This is a genomic window from Acidobacteriota bacterium, assembly GCA_040754075.1.
GTDB lineage: Bacteria > Acidobacteriota > Blastocatellia > UBA7656 > UBA7656 > JBFMDH01.
The window spans coordinates 115972-134336 of the sequence record JBFMDH010000015.1; the positions used below are offsets into that span (position 1 = coordinate 115972).

The following is an 18365-nucleotide window of genomic DNA, read 5'->3' on the forward strand; positions in this document are numbered from 1 at the left end:
GCAACATAATCGGGCTGTTATATTTTGAGCATTATGAAGCGGCAAAAAGATATTCTGCTTTACAAAACCAATCTCAATGCAGCGCAGGCGCGAGCGCGGGTGAATCGTTTATTACTGTCACAAGTCGGCAGTCAATTTTGTGCAGGAGAACCTGAACCCGATGCCATCAAGGAGCACTGGCGAGTGCCTATTTTGTTCGTGACTCCCGGCATGGTTGTGGGGCAAGTAGGAGAAGCGATAATCAACTTAAACACGCTTGAATTGAAAAGCTGCACAAACCATAAACAAATTCATGAAGCCGCTGACCGCTTGAGGAAAAAACACCATGCCGCTATTAAGACCGCCTTTATACAAACAGGAAAAAGATAACTCTTGTTTGCCTGCTTGCCTGAGAATGGTGTTGGCAGTTAAAGGCGTAATGCTCTCGGAAAAAGAGGTGCGAAAACTTTGTGATTGGTCACCGCAAGGCTCTGTAACCTCGTCAGCCATAGTCGCAGCGGCGCGGGCGCTGGGCTTTTTGCATTCGTATGAAGATTATGGGTTGCGGCTTCAGGATTTGCGCGACGAATTGCGTTCAGGGCGGTTCCCAATTGTTGGAATTGATTTGCGAGCTTATGGACAATTCGGATTGCACGCTCAAGTTGCGGTTTCGGTAACGACCCGCGGGGTTAGAGTGCATGATCCATTGCTTGGCTCTTTTGTCACAGGCTTGCTGGTTTTTGAACAAGCTTGGAGCGGCAGTGAATTTTTGACCATCATCGTTGCATAGCTAAAGCGTGGGGTTTGCGCCCGAACGCCCGCGCAGTCCGCAAGCCGGCACCGGCAATGATGAGAATTGATCAAATTAAAAAATGAAGTACCAACTAGGCGGCTGCAATTTGCCGCCTTTTTATTTTGGGCAATTCCGGCTTTGTATTAAACTCAACGGTAAAGAGGTGCATTATGGAAAAGACCTTACCGGAAATTCGTAAAGCGCGATTGCCGCACATTGATCGTTCAAGAGAAATGGCGTGAATTGCCGAAAATCGAAGCGAATATGTAGGACAATGGGTTGCCTTGGATGGTGACCGATTGATTGCTCACGGCGATAATCCGTTGGCTTTTAAGGAAAAGATACGTTCAGCAGGTGTACAGCGACCTTTCATTGTTCACATTCAGGAAGACCAGGGAGCTTATACAGGAGGTTGGTTGTGATGGATTACAACCTCAGTTTCTTTCATCGGTATTCATTTTTCCGAGTCCACAGAGTTTTTTGTGAATGTACTTGGGCGGCTGGGATTTCTTGATAGATTGCGAATCGGATTGCTGGATTACGAGGAACTAATTTATCTCGGCAGGTATGAATAAGAGGCGGTGACCAATCCGATGTGGCGACATCAGACACCGGACGAATTCTTTTGATTTTTAATGAACCCGTTTTCACCAACCAATATGGAGATGTAGCTATTTCAGTTGGAGCAGTGCCACGTCAAAGGTGGTATTAACACGGGTATACGCCAAAGCTTCACCATCGGGTGACCAGGCGTAAGCGGCGATCCACTGGTCTGCGCCCAGCGCCGTCAGCGGTCGCGCCTCCTCACCATCTAACAACTGTACCCAGATGTTTTTTGAGGTAGACTGGGAATTAATATAAGTCAGCGCCCGACCGTCTCGGGTCCACTCTAACTTTACTTCAGCGGCGATGTCGAAATAGCGGAATGGCTCGTTTTCGTCGAGTCGCCGCACGGCGACCTGCATTTGCTTATTTTGCTCATCGAAGAAACTGTAGGCGAGCATCTTACCATCAGGCGAAATCGCCCAGACCTTTACCGGGGCAGCCTCGACTAACTCCTCCTTGCCGCCGGTTATCGGCACCTTCCACACCTGCCAACTTCCCTGTACATCCGCCGTGTAATACACCCATTGACTATCAGGCGATGTTTGCGGCTTGAATACTCCCACATGGGAATGAGTGAGTTGAACCGGATCGTCTCCATTCACGGTCATGCGCCAGATTTGAGCGCTGCCGGAGCGCGTTGAATAGAAGACCATAAAGCGCCCGTCAGGGGTAACAGAGGCGTCAGCGTTGTGTCCGGGTGCGGAAGTGAGTTGTTGGCGATGACTACCATCGATTGTCATCTTACAGATTTGACTAACGCCGTTTTCGTAGGCGTTATAAACAAGTTGCTTGTCGGGTGTCCAGGACAAACCGTAATACCAGCCCCTCGAACTGCTTGCCAGTGACACAGCCTGTCTGGGGGCGTCTTTGGGCATCAACCAGAGATTGGTTGTGCCGCCGGATACTTCACTAACGACCGTGCGACCGTCAGCGGTGATCGTAAGTCCTTTGTAATTATTCCAGTCGTTGGTCAGTTGCTGTACCTCACCACCGGGATAAGCGACAAAATAGATTTGCGGGAGATTGGTTTGCGCATCAACGGCATTCATCATCAGACCGCTCTTGTCCGGCAACCATGCCGCCGCAATAATGCGTTCGCGCCGGGGTTGAATCAGGCGATGTTCGGTGCCACCTGAAGCGGGAATTTCCGCCAGATAATGGAAGTAACCTTCTGGCGTATATTGGCGGAACACATACAGGATGTTCGTCCCATCCGGCGACCAACCGAGCGAATTGAACCTTGAGTTCGTATCAATGGTCGAGAGAATCTGCTCGTTTGTGCCGTCTCTGTTGCAAATCATCAAGCGGGAGAGTCCCGGAATTTGATTGGTACGGATGAAGGCAATGTGCTTCCCGTCGGGCGACTCAAACGCACTATTCACATGACTGATTACCTTTTGTGAGTGCCCGCCAAGAACGGGTACACGAAAGAGCGCGCCCTGGAGATTCTCTCCATCATCGACCAGCAAATAATAGATATAGTTACTATCGGCTGAGAAAAGCACCCCCCAATAATTACAGGTCGGCTGAAGGTGGGACGGAATGGGCGGAAGAATTTCTATCGTACTCCCTGTCGACAGGTGTTGGACACGCAGGCTGCGAGTCTGAGGTCTCAACCAGATATAGACCAGATATTGCCCGTTCGGCGAAATGGCTGCGCCGTAAACATCGCCACTGTTTGTCAAGATTGTCGGCTGGGTAATACGGATTGAAATGGCTTTGAGTTTGTTGGCTGATGAAGGGCTAGCGGTCCGCCAATAATAGCCAATGGCTCCGACAAGCAGGATGAGGGGAAGAAGCCCTACTGCGAGCCTTGCCTTAGGAGTTTTTATCACCTCCTCAATAGCGCGATAGGGTTTCGGCGCTGACATCAGCGACCGGGAAGGCTGCGTCAATGCCGGTTCAGCAACCGGATTTGCCGACTCACGTTCTTCGATGTCTTCAATGACAATCTTGATTCCCTCAAACTGCTCGGCAAATGCTAAATGGGGAGACGATGGCTTTGCTTCGTTTACCTTGGCAATAAAGATGTAGCCGCGTCGTGGCACGGTTTTGATCAGGTTATGCGCGTTGTCGTGCAATGCCGCCCGCGCTTCTTTCAGGCATTGAACCAGAGAATTATCGGTAACAATGGCATCCGCCCACACTACTTCGACCAATTCGTCTTTACTCACCAGGCGGTTGGAATTTTCTACCAGATAACGCAGCACTTCAAAAACTTTTGGTCGCAGTTTTACCGGTTCGCCATTGTGAAGCAGGCAACCCTGAGTCAGGTCGAGGGCGAATTCACCGAAAGAATAAATTCGAGGGGTGGTCGGCTGCATGACAGGATTCAAGCGGCTTTATCGGAGGTTGAGGTAATGTTCCGCGTTTTTTCACTAAATTTTCACTGAACTTTCATTACTTTAGTTGCGGTCAACTGATAATTTCTGCGTCGTTAGTCAGACGAGAAAGCAACCTGGTGCAGACCGCCAGATGCAAGCGGCTGTGATTATAAATCCGACACCATGCAAAAATCTACTGCCAAAGGAGAAGAAGGTTGACGACCAAACGCCGCATCAAAATTACGGTTTTTCGCTGCCAGCGATTCGCAAGTACAGAGGTGATTGCTGAGCCACCCTCACAACCGTCAACGACTGTCGTTACTGAAAACCTGGTCGATGAGATATCCACACTGGTTAAACGATTGACCGGAGATTCCCTCAATCGCTTAACCGATAAACCGGCGTTAATCAGCGCGGACGACGATTCCCAAAGCAAAATTGAGTAGAAACCTCAACGCGCGAAAATTCACCTGCCGGCAAAATTCGGGAGATAAGGTCTTGAAAAAAACGGTCACCAACCAAGCTGTCTTTATCGGTTTGACCCCGGTGCTGTTTTTTGCCCTTGATCTTGAGCAACAACAGCGGCGCGGATTGGTTGCGGCAGGCACGCATCAATGCCAATTCAAACTCCGACTTGAGCACAACCAACGATAGCGCAAGCAAATTGATGTTGGGAGAAGCGCCGCAACCGGCGAAGCTATCGGTCAATAATCCGGATATGCCGATGACCTGAATTCTACTCGGCGATCCGTCACTGAAACTGCACTAAGTTGTAAACCTTAATAATCCCACTATAGGGAACTCACGGTTTAATAGATTATGAACTGTTCAAGAAAGGAGAGAGTATGAAAAAAGTTATTCTGGCGCTGATTTTTGCGGCTTTTTCTGTGACAGCGACGAAATCCCTGAACGCTCTCGATGGTGAACCTTTTCCCGGCAGTTTTTTTGCGCCAAGTCCGGTTTATTCAATCGCCGTCAGCCCGGATGGCAAGATGGTTGCCAGTGGGTACGATTATGGCATCGTCCGATTGTGGGATGTGGCAACGGGAAAAGAACTGCGGAAATTCCAGGGGCGGCAAGGGTGGGTCTTTAAAGTCGCGTTCAGCAGCGATGGCAAACTGCTGGTGAGCGGAACTGCCGATAAAGCGGTCACTATCTGGGATATTTCTGCGGGTAAAGAACTCCGCACAATTAGCGATCCCGGAATGGGAACTCAAATGGCAGTAAGCGCCGATGGGAAAATAGTGGCTCTGGCAGGGTTTTATGCCGAAAAAACCAAGAGAATAAAAATTTGGGACCTCTCCACGGGAACCGAAGTACAAACCTTCGGTTCGTTGACTGAACTCGGGGCGTACGGTCAGTTTAGTGAACTTCGCGCGATTGCCTTCAGCCCGAATGGAAAGAGTCTGGCTGCCAGTTGTGCTGAAGGCAACATTGACCGGCAAGTCAGTCAGTTCGGGGTTCATCTATGGGAGATTTCGACCGGCAAGCATCTGGGGAAAATCAATCGAAATTTTGTCAATGGCATTGCTTTCCGGGCAGACGGGAAAATGCTTGCGGCTGCCAGCGGCGACACCTCGATTTATCTGTGGGACCTGAGCGTCGGCGCGGAACACAGTCCGCTCAAAGGCAGCGGAACCCGAGTCTGGACAGTCGCCTTTAGCCCGGATGGCAACACCCTGGCAAGTGGCGGAGGGTTTGACACTACTTATAATGAAGCCATCCTCTGGGATGTAGCCTCGGGGTTAGAAAGCCGCAGGCTCAAAAGCCACCTCAAGAATTTGACCTGTCTGGCATTCACCCCCGATGGCAAGACTTTGCTGAGCAGTAGTGCTGACGGCACCATTAAAATATGGGGAATGCCCGATGGCAGGTTGCTTCGCACCTTAGCCATCGATGCCGGTCTAATCCCACAATAAAAGACCGGATTATTCTGCCTGATTGAATCTGGTGAACTCTCCAATCGGGCTGCGAAGTCTTCAATCCATTATTGCCTGATCGAGTAAAAGCTTCTCGCTCGGGACTTGCCAATTATTTTGTTATTCACGGGACGCTTGGATGAACGTTTTCCAGGGTTCCATTCCATTGACCCGGGTATTGGCTAATCACCCTACGGAGGTAAACATGATTTTAAAATCTTTACAATTACTGTTGCTGTTTATGGTTTCGGCAATCACCGTTTCGGCTCAACTTGACCGCGCGCGCGCCGATCCCTATGCAGACTTTAAGCGTTACTATGACGACACCGTTAAATACGCCGAGCAAAAAGATCGGGATAGCGCCTTGAAGGCGAGCAACGATTTAAGAGAACGTGCGCTTGCCGCAATCTCTGGACTCTCGCAAGATGCGCCCAGTCGCTTGAATGATGGAAATCTTCGAGATTTGGCAAATCAGGCGCAGGCGTTCATCGAGGCGATTCGCGATTTTAGCGGAAGATTACAAAACCTTCAGGATAAGCTGAAAAGGACGGGCGAGGATTATTCATCGGAGGTATCCAGCCTGAAAAGTTCCTATGATAATTTCAATGAGAAATTCAATATCATCTGGACAAATCTACAGCTTGCAGGACGAGCTTTGAAAGCTGCCTGCATGCAGGGCTGCATCCCTTGAATTTGATTACCGGTTTTAACCGGAATTACTCAATCCGGATTTTATGACCGTATTGCTGATGCCGGCAGTGCGGTCTCTATCTTCAGCGTCCATGAAAAAAGGAGTGAGTAAGAAAATGCCTACCTTCATTTGAAGGCACGCTCAGCGTGGTTTGTTTTTTACCTCATGAAATTAACCGGTAAACTCTTATCTATTTTCACTGCAAAGCAGCAGGAGGGAGGATAATAATGCAGGCACCCCCAAGCATTTACTCCTTGGCGCAACAATATCTGCAACATCGCAAAATTAAACTGGCGCATATTCTCACCCTCGAAAAAGTCAATCAGGCGATTGCCGCCAGCGGCGCAGGGCTTGATCACACGATTGGCGAACAGGTGATTGCCCTTGGCGATGATTCATATCGTGATGAATTCGATATGTTTTTCATGCTGACCGATAGACGACTGGCGGGGCGCGTGTTGTTTCATAATCGCCGGAGATTTTTTAATCTCGAACTCAACGACCTGGCTCGTTTGCAATTCGACTTCTTGAATCCAGCGCCGTGTTTTCAATATTTATCCAGCCCTGAATCTCTGGCGAAGTTGTCGGCGGCGCTTGGTAAACCGACACCGGAAATCGCGCTGTTACTGGAAGACCTCATGAATCTCTTTCACCTGCCGGATGCGCTGATCGTTGAGCCGATGAAAAAGCCGTTAATCAATTTTCTTGCGGCGCTCAATCAAATTCCCCCTGAACAACTCTTGCCGCCCAGCCAACTGCTTGTGCAACCAACTCCCGAAGACCCGACAGGCGCTCAATGGGCTTTATCGTTGACGCGACATGCCTCATGCGTGCAGGCGCTTCAAATGGCGCTCTCAGCCTACAGGCGAGGCTGGCTGACAGCCGAACTTGCCGGAGATTTTACCTCGCGGGTGATGCTGCTCAATAAAACCCTGTTGTATGGCAGAGGCAGGATGAACGGTTGGTGGTTGAGTCCACTATCATTGAACGATTTGGTTTTCGCGTTCTGTCGTTTGTTTGGCAACCCCGCGTATTACCAGCAACAGGGCGACATTCACCTTTACGATTTCGATATCAAGAAAGGCGGCGCAGGAAAGGCGCTGGCGGCTTCGGCAGTCGGACTCGCTGCGGCAGCGATACTTGGCGTTGGCTGGGTGAGTTTGCCCGGTAAAGCCATTCACAATTTGCGTGTGAAGTTGATGGAAGCGTCATCTCTATGCGGATTTTCCATAGCGGGTCTTTGTGAAAATAATTACCTGCCGCTTTATGCCGCGCGTTATGATTTGTTCGACAATCTCGCCCGAATGTTGATTGAACAGGAGACGCAGCTTACTTTATTAAGGTGTGCGTTCGGATGGACTGAACCGCCACATTTACTCGCCACCAAGCCCCCGACAATGGTCGAAGCGCGGTTCGGGGAACTGCAATAACTTTTTATCCAAGTTGACTTCGTTTTCTTTATGCGATAGAAAAGCTGTAATCGAAAAAACGACCGGAATCTTTGTTCCTCATCAAGTGATTATTTCGATGCTTGCCCCTGTGATAAATCAGAATAATTTGCACTCTCGTTGGGGTTTTGATAGAAAATCCTGACCAAAAATAATATTGGGGGCTAGTCATGAGAAAACGAATCGAGCAAAAATCTGCATCGGACACCCGCGCCGATGCCTCATCCCAATCACCAGCTAAACCTGCTTCTACAGACCGCCGCGAATTCCTGGAGAAAATCGGCGCGGCTACCGTAGCGGCAAGTGTGGTCAGCATCGTTGGTGTCGAAACTGCGCAGGCGCAGGAAGCGCAAGAGATCGACACTCAGGTGCTTGGCCCGCTCGGCAGCAATAAACGCGCAAAAACCGCTTATCAAACCCGCGTATCAATGGCGGCGCAACAACGCGCTGTACCAGACCCGGGGCATCCAGACAATGGCGATGAAGCGCGATATGCCAATAAAATCGGCAGTTTTACAAAATCGTTGAAACATCACCCGACCACCGGCGAAGTTGACCCGGCGGCTTATCAGGCGTTCATCAATGCGCTGAGCAGCGGCAAAAACGCTGATTTTGATGCGCTGGTCACCAGTGGTCATTTCGGCACCGCTGATCAGTCGCGTCGCCGTCGCCTGGTCAATCCGCAATCCGGTTACGCTTTCGATCTCGAAGGCGCGGATTCCTATAAATTGCAGATGCCTCCGTCCCCGGCTTTTGCGAGCGCCGAAGAAGCCGGGGAAATGGTTGAACTTTACTGGATGGCATTGCTTCGCGATGTTGCGTTCACAGAATACGAAACCCATCCGCTGGCTGCTGCCGCTGCCGATGATTTATCGACGATGTCGGATTTTCACGGACCTAAGGCAGGTGGGCGCGTCACTCCGCAAATGCTTTTCCGCGATACTTATGCGGGCTGCACCACGGGTCCTTACATTTCGCAATTTCTTTTGCAACCCGCAGGCTTTGGCGCGCAGGAAATTGACCAGCGCGTGAGAACCCATGTGCCGGGCATTGATTTCATGACCACCTTTCAGGAATGGCTCGATGTGCAAAACGGGGTTGTGCCCACGCAACAGTTCACCAATGGCGACGCCTATTTCTGTCGCAATGGTCGTGACCTCAGTTTCTATGTTCACATAGACGTGTTGTTCCAAGCCTATTTTGTCGCCTTTCTGGTGTTGGCAAATGGCGGTTATCCGCTGGATGCGGGCAATCCTTACGGGCAAATCCTCGACGGAGGAGCCGGCAGAGCTTTGCCGGTTGGCGTTTCGGGGTCCATATCGCAAGTCGGGTTTGGCACTTTCGGCGCTCCGGCAATCGCTACGATGGTCTGTGAACCGTCATCACGCGCCCTCAAAGCCCAATGGTTCCAGAAATGGATGGTGCATCGCCGTTTGCGTCCAGAAGAGTTCGGTGGGCGTGTCGAAGTTCAACGATTGAATCGCGCTACCTATCCGTTCCATGCAGACCTGACGCGCTCAAGTGTATTGAATCAGGTGTTCAGCCAATATGGTTCGCATCTGTTGCCGCAAGTCTTCCCGGAAGGCTCACCCGTTCATACCTCTTATGGTTCGGGACACGCGACCGTTGCTGGTGCCTGCGTAACCATGCTCAAGGCTTTCTTTGATGAATCGGCAGTCATTAAAAACCCGGTGATGCCAAGCGCCGATGGACAATCGCTGGTGCCTTACGAGGGCGAACCGCTCACCGTTGGCGGCGAATTGAATAAGATTGCCTCGAATATTTCCCAAGGCAGAAACATCGCCGGCGTACACTGGCGCACCGATGCTACGGAAGCCAACAAACTCGGCGAAGCGGTCGCCATCAATATTTTGCGCGATACCAAGAGTTGTTATCACGAAAGTTTCGGCGGCTTCTCCTTAACGAAATTCGACGGCACGCGCATTACCATTTAAGCAAAGCAAGCGTGAATTCAAAACCCAAAGGGGCGTGATAAGTTGCTTATCATACCCCTTTGGGTTTTATGGGTTCTAAAGCAGCGCGAGCACTTCATCCGGGTGTGTACCGGGAGTGACTTGCGCGAAGGCGTGAGCGATGTTGCCCTGCTCATCAACTACATAAGAGATGCGTTTGGCATAAACGGCGTCGGGTGTATCACAAGCCCCGTAAGCTATGCCGATTTTTCTTTCCTTATCGCAGAGTAATTTGAAAGGGAAGTCGAATTTTTGCGCGAAGGCGAGATTTTCTTCGGGAGTGTCAAAACTGACGCCGAATATTTCAGCGTTTTTCCGGGCAAATTCCTGGCTTCGATCACGGAAGCCTTTTCCTTCAAGCGTTCATCCAGGGGTGTCGGCTTTCGGATAAAACCACAACACAACCTTTTTGCCTCTGAGATTGCTCAAGGTTACATCCTCTCCTGTGTGGGTTTTGACAGTGAAATTCGGCGCTTGGTCGCCAACGTTTAACATGAGCTATCCTCCTTTGAGAATGTTATGGTACGAATCAGCTTTTTAACTATAGCTCACAACCCCTTGACCTGTCAGTTACTCCGCGCTGGCGGGGACTTTGCTTGCGCTCATTGTTTTGCGCAGTGTTTAATTGACTCGCGGTTTCAATTTACCGACTGAAGAGAAAAAGATGAGATTGGTAATCACTGTTCTGCGACCGGTTGCGTTATGGCTCAGCCGCTGGTTTTTCAAAATTCAATTCAATGGTGTCGAACATATTCCGCCATCCGGCGCGTGCATTGTAACCCCGAATCATCTGACCTATGCAGACCCCATCTGGATAACCATTCCGATTTACCGGCGGGTGCGCTATATGGCGTGGGCGCGAATGTTTGAAATTCCCGGACTCGGTTTGATTATGCGCAGCTTTGGAGCTTTTCCCGTGAAACTCGAATCCACCGATAAATACGCCCAACGCGAAGCCATTGAGTTACTCAAGCGCGGTGATGCGCTGGTGATTTTCCCGGAAGGTGGGCGTTCAAAAAACGGCAAGTTGATGCCCTTTAAAGCCGGAGCTTTTCGCTTAGCCATCACCCACGGCATTCCGATTTTGCCGGTTACGATTCACGAAGGGGCTTATGAGATTTGGCCTGTGCATCAAACCTTTCCGCGCTCCGGCGAATTGACCATCACTTTTCATCCGCCGATTGCCGTTGAACCGCTTACCGAAGAATTGAACAAACTGGAAATCAAACAGCGCGCCCGCGAACTGGCAAATCGTACTCGCGCCGTGGTTGCCAGTGTTCTGGATGACGCGACCGTTGAAGAGGAGAGGTTGTTGATTGGCGGAAATGATGTTGAACCGGTGATGAAACAAGACACGCCTTCCCCTTTCTGACGATTCTTACGCCAACCTGATTGATTGCCAGCCAGTAAACCGGTAAAGCGGCGTACTCGTCGAAGGCGTGTCTAACTCAATTTCATAAAATCAGCGTTCTCTGTGCCGGTTTCTTCGCTCATTTAAAAGCAACTCGCCTTTCACTGGTATATGCAGAAAAGCGAAAAATATTACGTGGATTTTTCGGAGGAGGGTTATTTGGGCGAAGCGCAGAATTATTTTTTGCGGATTCTAAGTTGATAATCGGCGACATCTTCGCTTTCATTTGCCGCATTGATGCCGCGCAAAGTGATCAGATAATCACCTTCATTGAGGACGCCTGCCGCAAGCTTCCAGATGACCTGATTTTGCGCGGCAGTTTTTTGCACAGGGAGATTGCCTTCACTGAATACGGGCGCGCCGTCGGGCTTTTCGATGACAGCGTCATAATTTTTATAGCTTTCCGCGCTTTTGAATGGCAGGACGAGACGGATGGTTTTGGTCGTCGCACTTACCTCAAGGGTGTTCATTCGACTTGAACTTCTGACCCCGCCGGGATTGAGAACGATTGAGGCAATGAGTTGATGATTATTCTGGTTTTCATCCTTGGGTTGCGGAGCGGGGGATGGCGGCGGCAGGTTTTCGCGGGCAATTGGTTCATCGAATTCGCGAGCGGCATTGAATTTCTCCTGTATTTCGGCATCGATTCTGGCGCTTTCCTGAGCGATGGCTTTTTCAATCTCCACATTTAAATTTTGGTTTTGCAAACCAAGCCAGAATCCGCCAATGAGCAGTAATAACGCGGCGGTTGCCGGAACCCATATCCAGGGTCGTTTAATCTTCCGGAAAAAAGCGCCTTCGGGCGCTTTACCTCCCGCGATTAAGGGTTGATTGGCGACATAGGTTTTCCAGACCGCCGCAAAGGTTGCGCGCCGGCGACGACTCGGCGATGAGAGATAGGTTTTCTCAAAGGCTTGGCGGTCGGCAGACGACAAACGCTCGTTGACATAATCGTCGAGCAATTCGGCTTCAGCAATTTTCAACTGCTCAAAATAGTCCGCATCGGTAAAATAGCTCTCTTCAATTGCAGTTTGCTCGGCTTCGCTCAACTGTCCGAGCAGATACCGGGTCAACGCGCTTACATTGTTATTTTTGTTTAACAATTTTCCCCCCTGACACTAAATGAGAAAATGTGAATTCCATTTCACTGACCGGTGAATTTTTCATAACAATCTTCGACACAACGTTCCAGACGCTCGCGAATGCGAAAGATTCTGGTGCGCAGGGTGGTCAACGTCAGATTGAAACGTTCGGCAAGCTTTTTGCGATTCTCAATTTTAAGACCGGTTTCGCCCTGATAATAGCTGAGAATCATTTTACGTTCGGTTTCCGATAGCTTCTGCACGCAGGATTCGAGACACTCAAGCTTTCGTTCGCGTTCAAGGCGTCGTTCCAACCTTTCCTCGGTATGGTTAGGATTTTCCGCAGGGTGCAGGCTGGGCGGCAATTCATTCAACTCGATATTTTGATGACCGGCATTGTGCCAGTATTCTTTAAGAACATTGCGCGCCACGCTGTAGAGATAAGCGCCAATCGCAGTCTCGGCAATCTCTGTGCCCTCGGCGATTTTGCGCATGACCCGGTTAAAGGTTGCATCGGTGAGTTCCGGCGCACTCTTGCAACCTCGGCTTTCAAAAAAACGGATGAGTTGGTCACGCATGAGTTCATACAACTGAGCCGCGCGATGCACATCGGCGTCGAAATGCAGCAATAGCTTATTGAAGGCAACTTCATCTATTTCCCACTTGATTTTGCGAATAACCCACCTCAACCAGCGTGTTGCGCCTGACTTGAATTTTGGTTCGATAGCGGTTTGCGAATGAATGTAAGAAGCCATGTAGAGGCAGCCCTGGTGGCTGCCCGGATGTTGCGAAGCCAATGATGGTCATCACGTTCCGGGCAGTGCCCCTACATTCAACTGCAAATCGCTCTAAGCAGTCAGACCCTACCCCACAGGTTATTGATTGTGCATCAATCTCGGTTTCCGAGGAAACGCTTTATAACAATTTTCAATGGGAAAAAACAGGAAGGGAGTGAAGCTTGCGTGGACTGGCAATTCCCCAATGATCAACGCCATTCACCCTGCAAAGTAAATCCTGCCCAGAAATAAGGCGATTTCCAGGGCTTGCTCTGAAACATCTCGATTTGCGCCTGGCGCAGTGCGGCTGATGGTCGCAACCCGTCAACCAGTAATTTTTTATAAAATCGTTTCATCAACTCGGCAGTGGCTTTGTCGTTCACGTTCCAGAGGCTCGCGACCACACGTTTAGCGCCAGCCTGCATAAAGCCGCGCGTTAGTCCCATCAACCCTTCGCCGCGAAACTCTTTGCCGAGCGCCGTCTGGCAGGCTGAGAGCACCACCAGTTCGGCATTCAATTTTAAATCGCAGATGTCGGCGAATCGCAGATAACCATTTTGCGATTTGCCGCTTTCATCATAAAGCGATAAGACGATGCTGGACATTTCCGGGTTATGGTTATCCAGTAAGCCGTGAGTCGCAAAATGAATGAACCGATAGCGGCTCAACTCACTTTGCAAAACCGTATCGCGGCTTGCGGCAAAGCCTGTCGCCTGCAAAGCGTCATTTGAGTTTACCAATTGCAAAATCGCCTCCGCCTCTTTGCTGGAAAACATCAACCGGTCAATGGCGCGTTTATCCGTGCGGGTTAATAATTCTGCGATGCTTCTTTGCCTGACAGTTCTCATCCTTCGATGGCTGGCTGCTGAGTTTTTCAAACCGGCGGATGCCGTGAGCCGTTCATCCTGCTGGTTAAACACCGGGTCGGCAAAAATAGCCAGAGATTTTTCAGCCGTCGGTCGTTTGCCGAATTCCTGTCGCAACACGGCGAGCACGGCAGCAGATGGCAGGTTGATGATTTCGTGATTGCAGATCAAAGGGAGTCGGGCGTCGGGAGTCGGGAGTCGAGAGTCGGCTTGTCGCGACAAATTTTCTACAGCGGATATTGAACTTTCGGGTTGGCGGTTGGTAGTTGGCGGTTTGTTGACTTCCGACTCCCGACTCCCGACCGCAGATTCGTTTAACGGCAAAGCGGCAAACGGAATGTATTGCAACGCGCCATCAGCGACGATGACCAGACGTTTGCCAGCGATGTGTGACGCCACCGGCGCGAGCAACAGTTCACTCAAACGAGTTGCCGATTGAGTAAAATCAGAAACTTTCCGTGCCTTTGGTTGATTTTGTAAGCGAATCGAACCGCGAACCGCTCCCTCCGATTCAGTAATCAGTTGATAAAAACGCGCCACCTCAGATTCGATTTCCTCACGTGAGGGAAGCGCAAAACTTTGCAAGGTTGACGAACTGACGAGCCATAAAAAACTGCGCTCATCGCCAAGCCGGTATTCCAAAAGCGCCGTGTCATCATCAAGCAGCGCTTGAATCTCACTCGTCGTCAGCGATTGTGAAGCGGACAACGCAGCATAGTGCGGATTGGCTGCACGAATGTGGGAACGCGCGCGTTTTAATGCTTCGGAAATTTCTTCGAGTTCTGCATCCAGGGCTTTGAGTTGGGCTGGCGAGTGCTGCATACTCAGCAAGCGGTCTTTAAATACAGCTTTTTCGGTGAACCTTTGCTGTAATTCTTTTTCGCGCTCCAGCAAGGATGCCTCCACGCCTTCGCGTATATCAATTTGCGATTCCAGCAACAATTCAATCAAGGTTCTGGCTCTGGCTCGTTCACTCATCGCAAACGCCAGCGCGTCGAATCCCGCCGTCGCATTTTGTCGATGCAGCAACATCAACAGGTCTACGTAGAGGTCATAAATCTTTTGTGCGGTGGAAAAATAACTGGTGCGAAGTTCCGGTCCTTTAACATTTTGGCGAATGAATTCCGACAGGCTGATGGCGTCGTTAAGATGATGGCGCGCGGTCTGCCAGTTTTTCAGCGACATTTCGATTTTTGCCAGAAAAACCAGAGTATTTATCGCTTCAAATTTGTTGCCTACCTGTTCGCTGAGTTTTAACGCCTGCTTGAATACCTCAATCGCCTTGAACGGCTCATTATTCTGAAAGAGCAGATTGCCGATGCCATTGAGATTGACCGCTTCTTCACGCGGTTGGTGAATCAATTGATTAAGCTTTAAGGCTTTTTCAAAATACTGCATCGCCAGTCGCGAGTTGCCCATCGAAGCAAAAAGTTCGCCCATCTGGTGAATGATGACCGGCTCGAATTCACGATCACGCGCCAATTGATTGGCGCGTTGGGCGCGCAATAAATAAGCCATTGCCTGTTGCTGCTGATTGATAGATTGATAAAGTTTGCCAATCGTAAAAAGCGCCGGAATCAAGGCTTTGACCAGATTGGTGGTTTGATAAATCGCGAGCGCCTTTTTGTGATAGTTCAACGCCGTTGCTTTGTTGCCCAATTCATCCCAAACATATCCTAAGCCGCTATAAATGCTGGCTTCCCAAACTCTATCGCCGGTGCTGCCGATTATTCGTTGCGCTTGAGAATAATAATTTAATGCCTCCTGCTTTTCTGACAATTTTGAATAGAGATGCCCGATGCTAATCAGCGCCCAGGCTTCCAGGCGGGAGTCTTTAAGAAATTGCGCAAGCGAAACTGCTTCATTGAGATTTTCCAAGCCCGGCGATTTGTCATTTAGTGCCGAATAGACCGTGCCAATATTAAAAATAATGAGTGCCTTGGCGCGCAGGTCGTTGTGTTGTTGGGCAAGCGTCAAAGCCTCCTGGTAATGAACCAGCGCATTCGCGAAATCGCCGCTTAAATCAAAATATTCTCCGAGTCGATAAAACGCCTGAATTCGGAGACGCGGATTGCCCGTCGCCATACTTAATGTTAAAGCCTGGGTGATGGCTTCGTAAGCTTTTGCTTTATTGCCGAGATACAGGTCGGTATAGCCGCAGTCATTTAAAGCCTCCGCCTCAAGCTGTTTATCCGACCGTTCCCGGCTCAGGCGCAAAGCTTGTTGAAAATAGGTCAACGAACGCTGGTAATTTCCGCTTAATTGATAAATCTCGCCGAGTTTGATGAGCGCGTTGCCCTGTTCGGTAAACGCCCCAAGTTCGCGCCAGAGTTGCAGCGCCTGTTCAAAGCGATTGATGGCTTTGCGAATGGCGCCCTTGTCTTGCAGATATTCGCCCTCAGATAAGGCTTTTTCAGCCGCCAGGCGCAGATGGTCTTGAGCTTTCACGGCGCGCAGGTCTTCAATTGCAAGGCGATACCTGGCGGTGTCGGAAAACATCAGAACCGGCGTGACCACAATGGTGTAATCGGATGAAGTTTTCGGCAGAAATGAGAGATGCGCAGTCGCCTGCCCTTTGTAGAAGACCTCTTGTAGTTTTTGCCTGAGCGCATTATAGATGGCAAGACTGCATTCCGCCTGACTTTGTTCCAGTCGTAAACGAACGTATTGCCCTGATTCCAGAGATAACCCAAAGCTCTGTGCCGCGTTGCCGGAAATCGTTTTTTCGACAGCACGGTTTGGGCTTAGTTGAAGGTTTTCCGGCGATTGAGCTGGTTGCGACGATGCCAGGCTTGGGAAAAAAAACAGGAGGATGAGCGCCAAACGCCAGTGCCTTCCTGTGCGTCCAGGCGATTTTTTACTGGATAGGCATCTCATGGTCGCCAATCACCGGTTGATAAAATTGCGCGGAGGTCTTTGGTAATGACCGACGCTCCGCCGTTTCCTGAATCACTCAGAAAACCATCAAGGAGGTTTTATTCATAAACATCTACAAAATATTTCCGGGGCGGATTTTTTACTTTTCCTTCTCCCATAAACCCTTTGCTATAAGGTGGCACATACTTACTGTAAGGCGGCACATATCGGGTATAAGGCGGCACATACCGAAAACCTGTGGCGATTGCTTTGGCAACGACCGGCTGGAGACGTGCCCGAGGATTTGCCGAAGGACGAGGTTTGCGCGTTGTAGAATCGAGATAGGATTTCAAAAACCCCTTCCAGTTACTGTCTTTTACAAAACGGAGTTTGTCGTAACCTTTCCAACCCAATTCATCTTCAACCCAGGGGAAAAAAATGGACACTCCATGCGAATGTTGGTAACAGCCTCCGGCATAACAGGATTTCAAAACATACCTGGTTTTTTCCTTTGCACCCGGATATAGGTCGCCCTGTTGGTTGCTTTCGTTGCTGATTGATTTTTTCACCTCCCGGCAGACATTGATAACTTTTTCATCTTCACAATGGTGTTCGAGGAGGTCACAAAAATCCCAGAGGTCAGTGTACTCTTCAAATTTATAGGATTGCGCTTCCCAATGAGCGGTGATGATCGCCTGAGTTACCCGCTTAACCGTATCGCGACTTTTTACTTCTTCGCTCATTTTTTTGAGTAATACTTTAGCCAGATTGGCAACGCTCTTTTTCAAGCCCTCGATGTTTTGCATATCGCATACCGCTAAATCGCCCGATATACCGGAAGTGGCAAAGTCCGCATAAAAGGCGGTATGAGTTTTTACCAGCAAGTGGGCTAGTTCTTCAGGCGTGAAATCGGCTTTTTCTTTCAAAGTTGCGGTCAGGCGAAAGTAGGGCCAGCCAAGACTGGATTCCAAGCCTTCGGCAGCGACCAGGTAGCGGATATAATCCTTCAATTCGTAACCTACCTCAAGCGCGCTCATGGCGCAGGAATCAAAACCCAGAATATCAATTTTGTCTTTGCCGTTGATTTTTTTTATCGTCGGGGAGATTTTTTTCAGGATGTCGCGCACATCCGTAAGCGACAGAAAACTGAGCGGTGACGTATCGAGCATTAAAACTTCGCCGACCGCGCCGCTGCCGTGACCCGCTAAAACCAGTAAATAGTTTTCTGCCGGACAACCCTGAATGGCAAAGTCAAAGAACTCGCGAATTCGTTGTGCCAGATAAGACCTTAATGCACCCTTCTTTTTTGTATAAGTCGGCGGCACGCGTTTTTTGACGCCGCTTTTTTCCAACACCCCATCTTTATCTAAAGCGAACTCTCCTCTTGGTGTCGAGAGGACATATCTTCGTGAGTTGTCTTTTCCAAAAGGGTCAAATTGAACGACGACAGCAAAGTTGGCGTTGACGCCAACTGCGAATAGTCCTTTCAGCGCGCCGATGCTTTCGTCACCCAAATCGTTATCGCTTGCCATATAAATCATGATTGTCCAATTTTTCATCACCCGTCCCTCACTAGATGCAAATTCAGGCAAACCCGCCTATGGGAATCAACTGGCAATCGCTTAATGTGAAAGGATTGTT

The 18365-nt window shown here is 49.8% G+C and carries 16 protein-coding genes; 10 read left to right on the forward strand and 6 right to left on the reverse strand.

Features of this window, described 5'->3' with window-relative positions; genetic code table 11:
• Positions 1 to 33 precede the first annotated feature (33 nt).
• The 3 genes from AB1757_17185 (at position 34) to AB1757_17195 (ending at position 1194) form a co-directional block, all read left to right on the forward strand.
• Complete coding sequence (locus AB1757_17185; protein ID MEW6128774.1) at positions 34 to 369, forward strand: hypothetical protein; 336 nt, start codon at positions 34 to 36, stop codon at positions 367 to 369.
• On the forward strand, positions 326 to 769 hold the full coding sequence (locus AB1757_17190; protein ID MEW6128775.1) for a cysteine peptidase family C39 domain-containing protein: 444 nt from the start codon (positions 326 to 328) through the stop codon (positions 767 to 769). The genes AB1757_17185 and AB1757_17190 overlap by 44 nt, the downstream gene beginning before the upstream one ends.
• A gap of 245 nt (positions 770 to 1014) precedes the next feature.
• Positions 1015 to 1194: a DUF5678 domain-containing protein gene (locus AB1757_17195; GenBank protein MEW6128776.1), complete on the forward strand. Its 180-nt coding sequence runs from the start codon at positions 1015 to 1017 to the stop codon at positions 1192 to 1194.
• Between the two features lie 249 nt (positions 1195 to 1443).
• On the opposite strand, the gene AB1757_17200 is transcribed toward AB1757_17195, so the two are convergent.
• The gene (locus AB1757_17200) at positions 1444 to 3702 is read right to left on the reverse strand and encodes a winged helix-turn-helix domain-containing protein (protein ID MEW6128777.1); all 2259 of its coding nucleotides are present in this window, start codon (positions 3700 to 3702) and stop codon (positions 1444 to 1446) included.
• Positions 3703 to 3917: 215 nt separating this feature from the next.
• On the opposite strand from AB1757_17200, the gene AB1757_17205 reads away from it, so the two are divergent.
• The 6 genes from AB1757_17205 (at position 3918) to AB1757_17230 (ending at position 9715) form a co-directional block, all read left to right on the forward strand.
• Positions 3918 to 4148 carry a hypothetical protein gene (locus tag AB1757_17205; protein MEW6128778.1) on the forward strand — a complete coding sequence of 77 codons (231 nt, stop codon included), beginning with the start codon at positions 3918 to 3920 and terminating at the stop codon, positions 4146 to 4148.
• Between the two features lie 110 nt (positions 4149 to 4258).
• The gene (locus tag AB1757_17210) at positions 4259 to 4435 is read left to right on the forward strand and encodes a hypothetical protein (GenBank protein MEW6128779.1); all 177 of its coding nucleotides are present in this window, start codon (positions 4259 to 4261) and stop codon (positions 4433 to 4435) included.
• 112 nt (positions 4436 to 4547) lie between these two features.
• Complete coding sequence (locus AB1757_17215) at positions 4548 to 5621, forward strand: WD40 repeat domain-containing protein (protein ID MEW6128780.1); 1074 nt, start codon at positions 4548 to 4550, stop codon at positions 5619 to 5621.
• A 205-nt stretch (positions 5622 to 5826) separates the two neighbouring features.
• On the forward strand, positions 5827 to 6312 hold the full coding sequence (locus AB1757_17220) for a hypothetical protein (GenBank protein MEW6128781.1): 486 nt from the start codon (positions 5827 to 5829) through the stop codon (positions 6310 to 6312).
• A 227-nt stretch (positions 6313 to 6539) separates the two neighbouring features.
• Positions 6540 to 7742 carry a hypothetical protein gene (locus AB1757_17225; GenBank protein MEW6128782.1) on the forward strand — a complete coding sequence of 401 codons (1203 nt, stop codon included), beginning with the start codon at positions 6540 to 6542 and terminating at the stop codon, positions 7740 to 7742.
• 188 nt (positions 7743 to 7930) lie between these two features.
• Positions 7931 to 9715, forward strand: coding sequence for a vanadium-dependent haloperoxidase (locus AB1757_17230; GenBank protein MEW6128783.1), 1785 nt, complete (start codon positions 7931 to 7933; stop codon positions 9713 to 9715).
• 75 nt (positions 9716 to 9790) lie between these two features.
• Here AB1757_17230 and AB1757_17235 read toward each other — a convergent pair whose 3' ends face one another.
• Positions 9791 to 10228: a peroxiredoxin gene (locus tag AB1757_17235; GenBank protein MEW6128784.1), complete on the reverse strand. Its 438-nt coding sequence runs from the start codon at positions 10226 to 10228 to the stop codon at positions 9791 to 9793.
• 169 nt (positions 10229 to 10397) lie between these two features.
• On the opposite strand from AB1757_17235, the gene AB1757_17240 reads away from it, so the two are divergent.
• The gene (locus tag AB1757_17240; GenBank protein MEW6128785.1) at positions 10398 to 11105 is read left to right on the forward strand and encodes a lysophospholipid acyltransferase family protein; all 708 of its coding nucleotides are present in this window, start codon (positions 10398 to 10400) and stop codon (positions 11103 to 11105) included.
• 215 nt (positions 11106 to 11320) lie between these two features.
• Here AB1757_17240 and AB1757_17245 read toward each other — a convergent pair whose 3' ends face one another.
• The 4 genes from AB1757_17245 to AB1757_17260 all read right to left on the reverse strand — a co-directional run bounded on the left by AB1757_17245 (position 11321) and on the right by AB1757_17260 (position 18283).
• On the reverse strand, positions 11321 to 12247 hold the full coding sequence (locus AB1757_17245; protein MEW6128786.1) for a hypothetical protein: 927 nt from the start codon (positions 12245 to 12247) through the stop codon (positions 11321 to 11323).
• A gap of 41 nt (positions 12248 to 12288) precedes the next feature.
• Positions 12289 to 12981, reverse strand: a complete 693-nt coding sequence (locus AB1757_17250; GenBank protein ID MEW6128787.1) for a sigma-70 family RNA polymerase sigma factor — start codon at positions 12979 to 12981, stop codon at positions 12289 to 12291.
• 230 nt (positions 12982 to 13211) lie between these two features.
• Positions 13212 to 16745 (reverse strand): CHAT domain-containing protein, encoded by a 3534-nt coding sequence (locus tag AB1757_17255; protein ID MEW6128788.1) that lies wholly within the window; start codon positions 16743 to 16745, stop codon positions 13212 to 13214.
• Between the two features lie 98 nt (positions 16746 to 16843).
• On the reverse strand, positions 16844 to 18283 hold the full coding sequence (locus AB1757_17260) for a clostripain-related cysteine peptidase (GenBank protein ID MEW6128789.1): 1440 nt from the start codon (positions 18281 to 18283) through the stop codon (positions 16844 to 16846).
• Between the last annotated feature and the right edge of the window lie 82 nt (positions 18284 to 18365).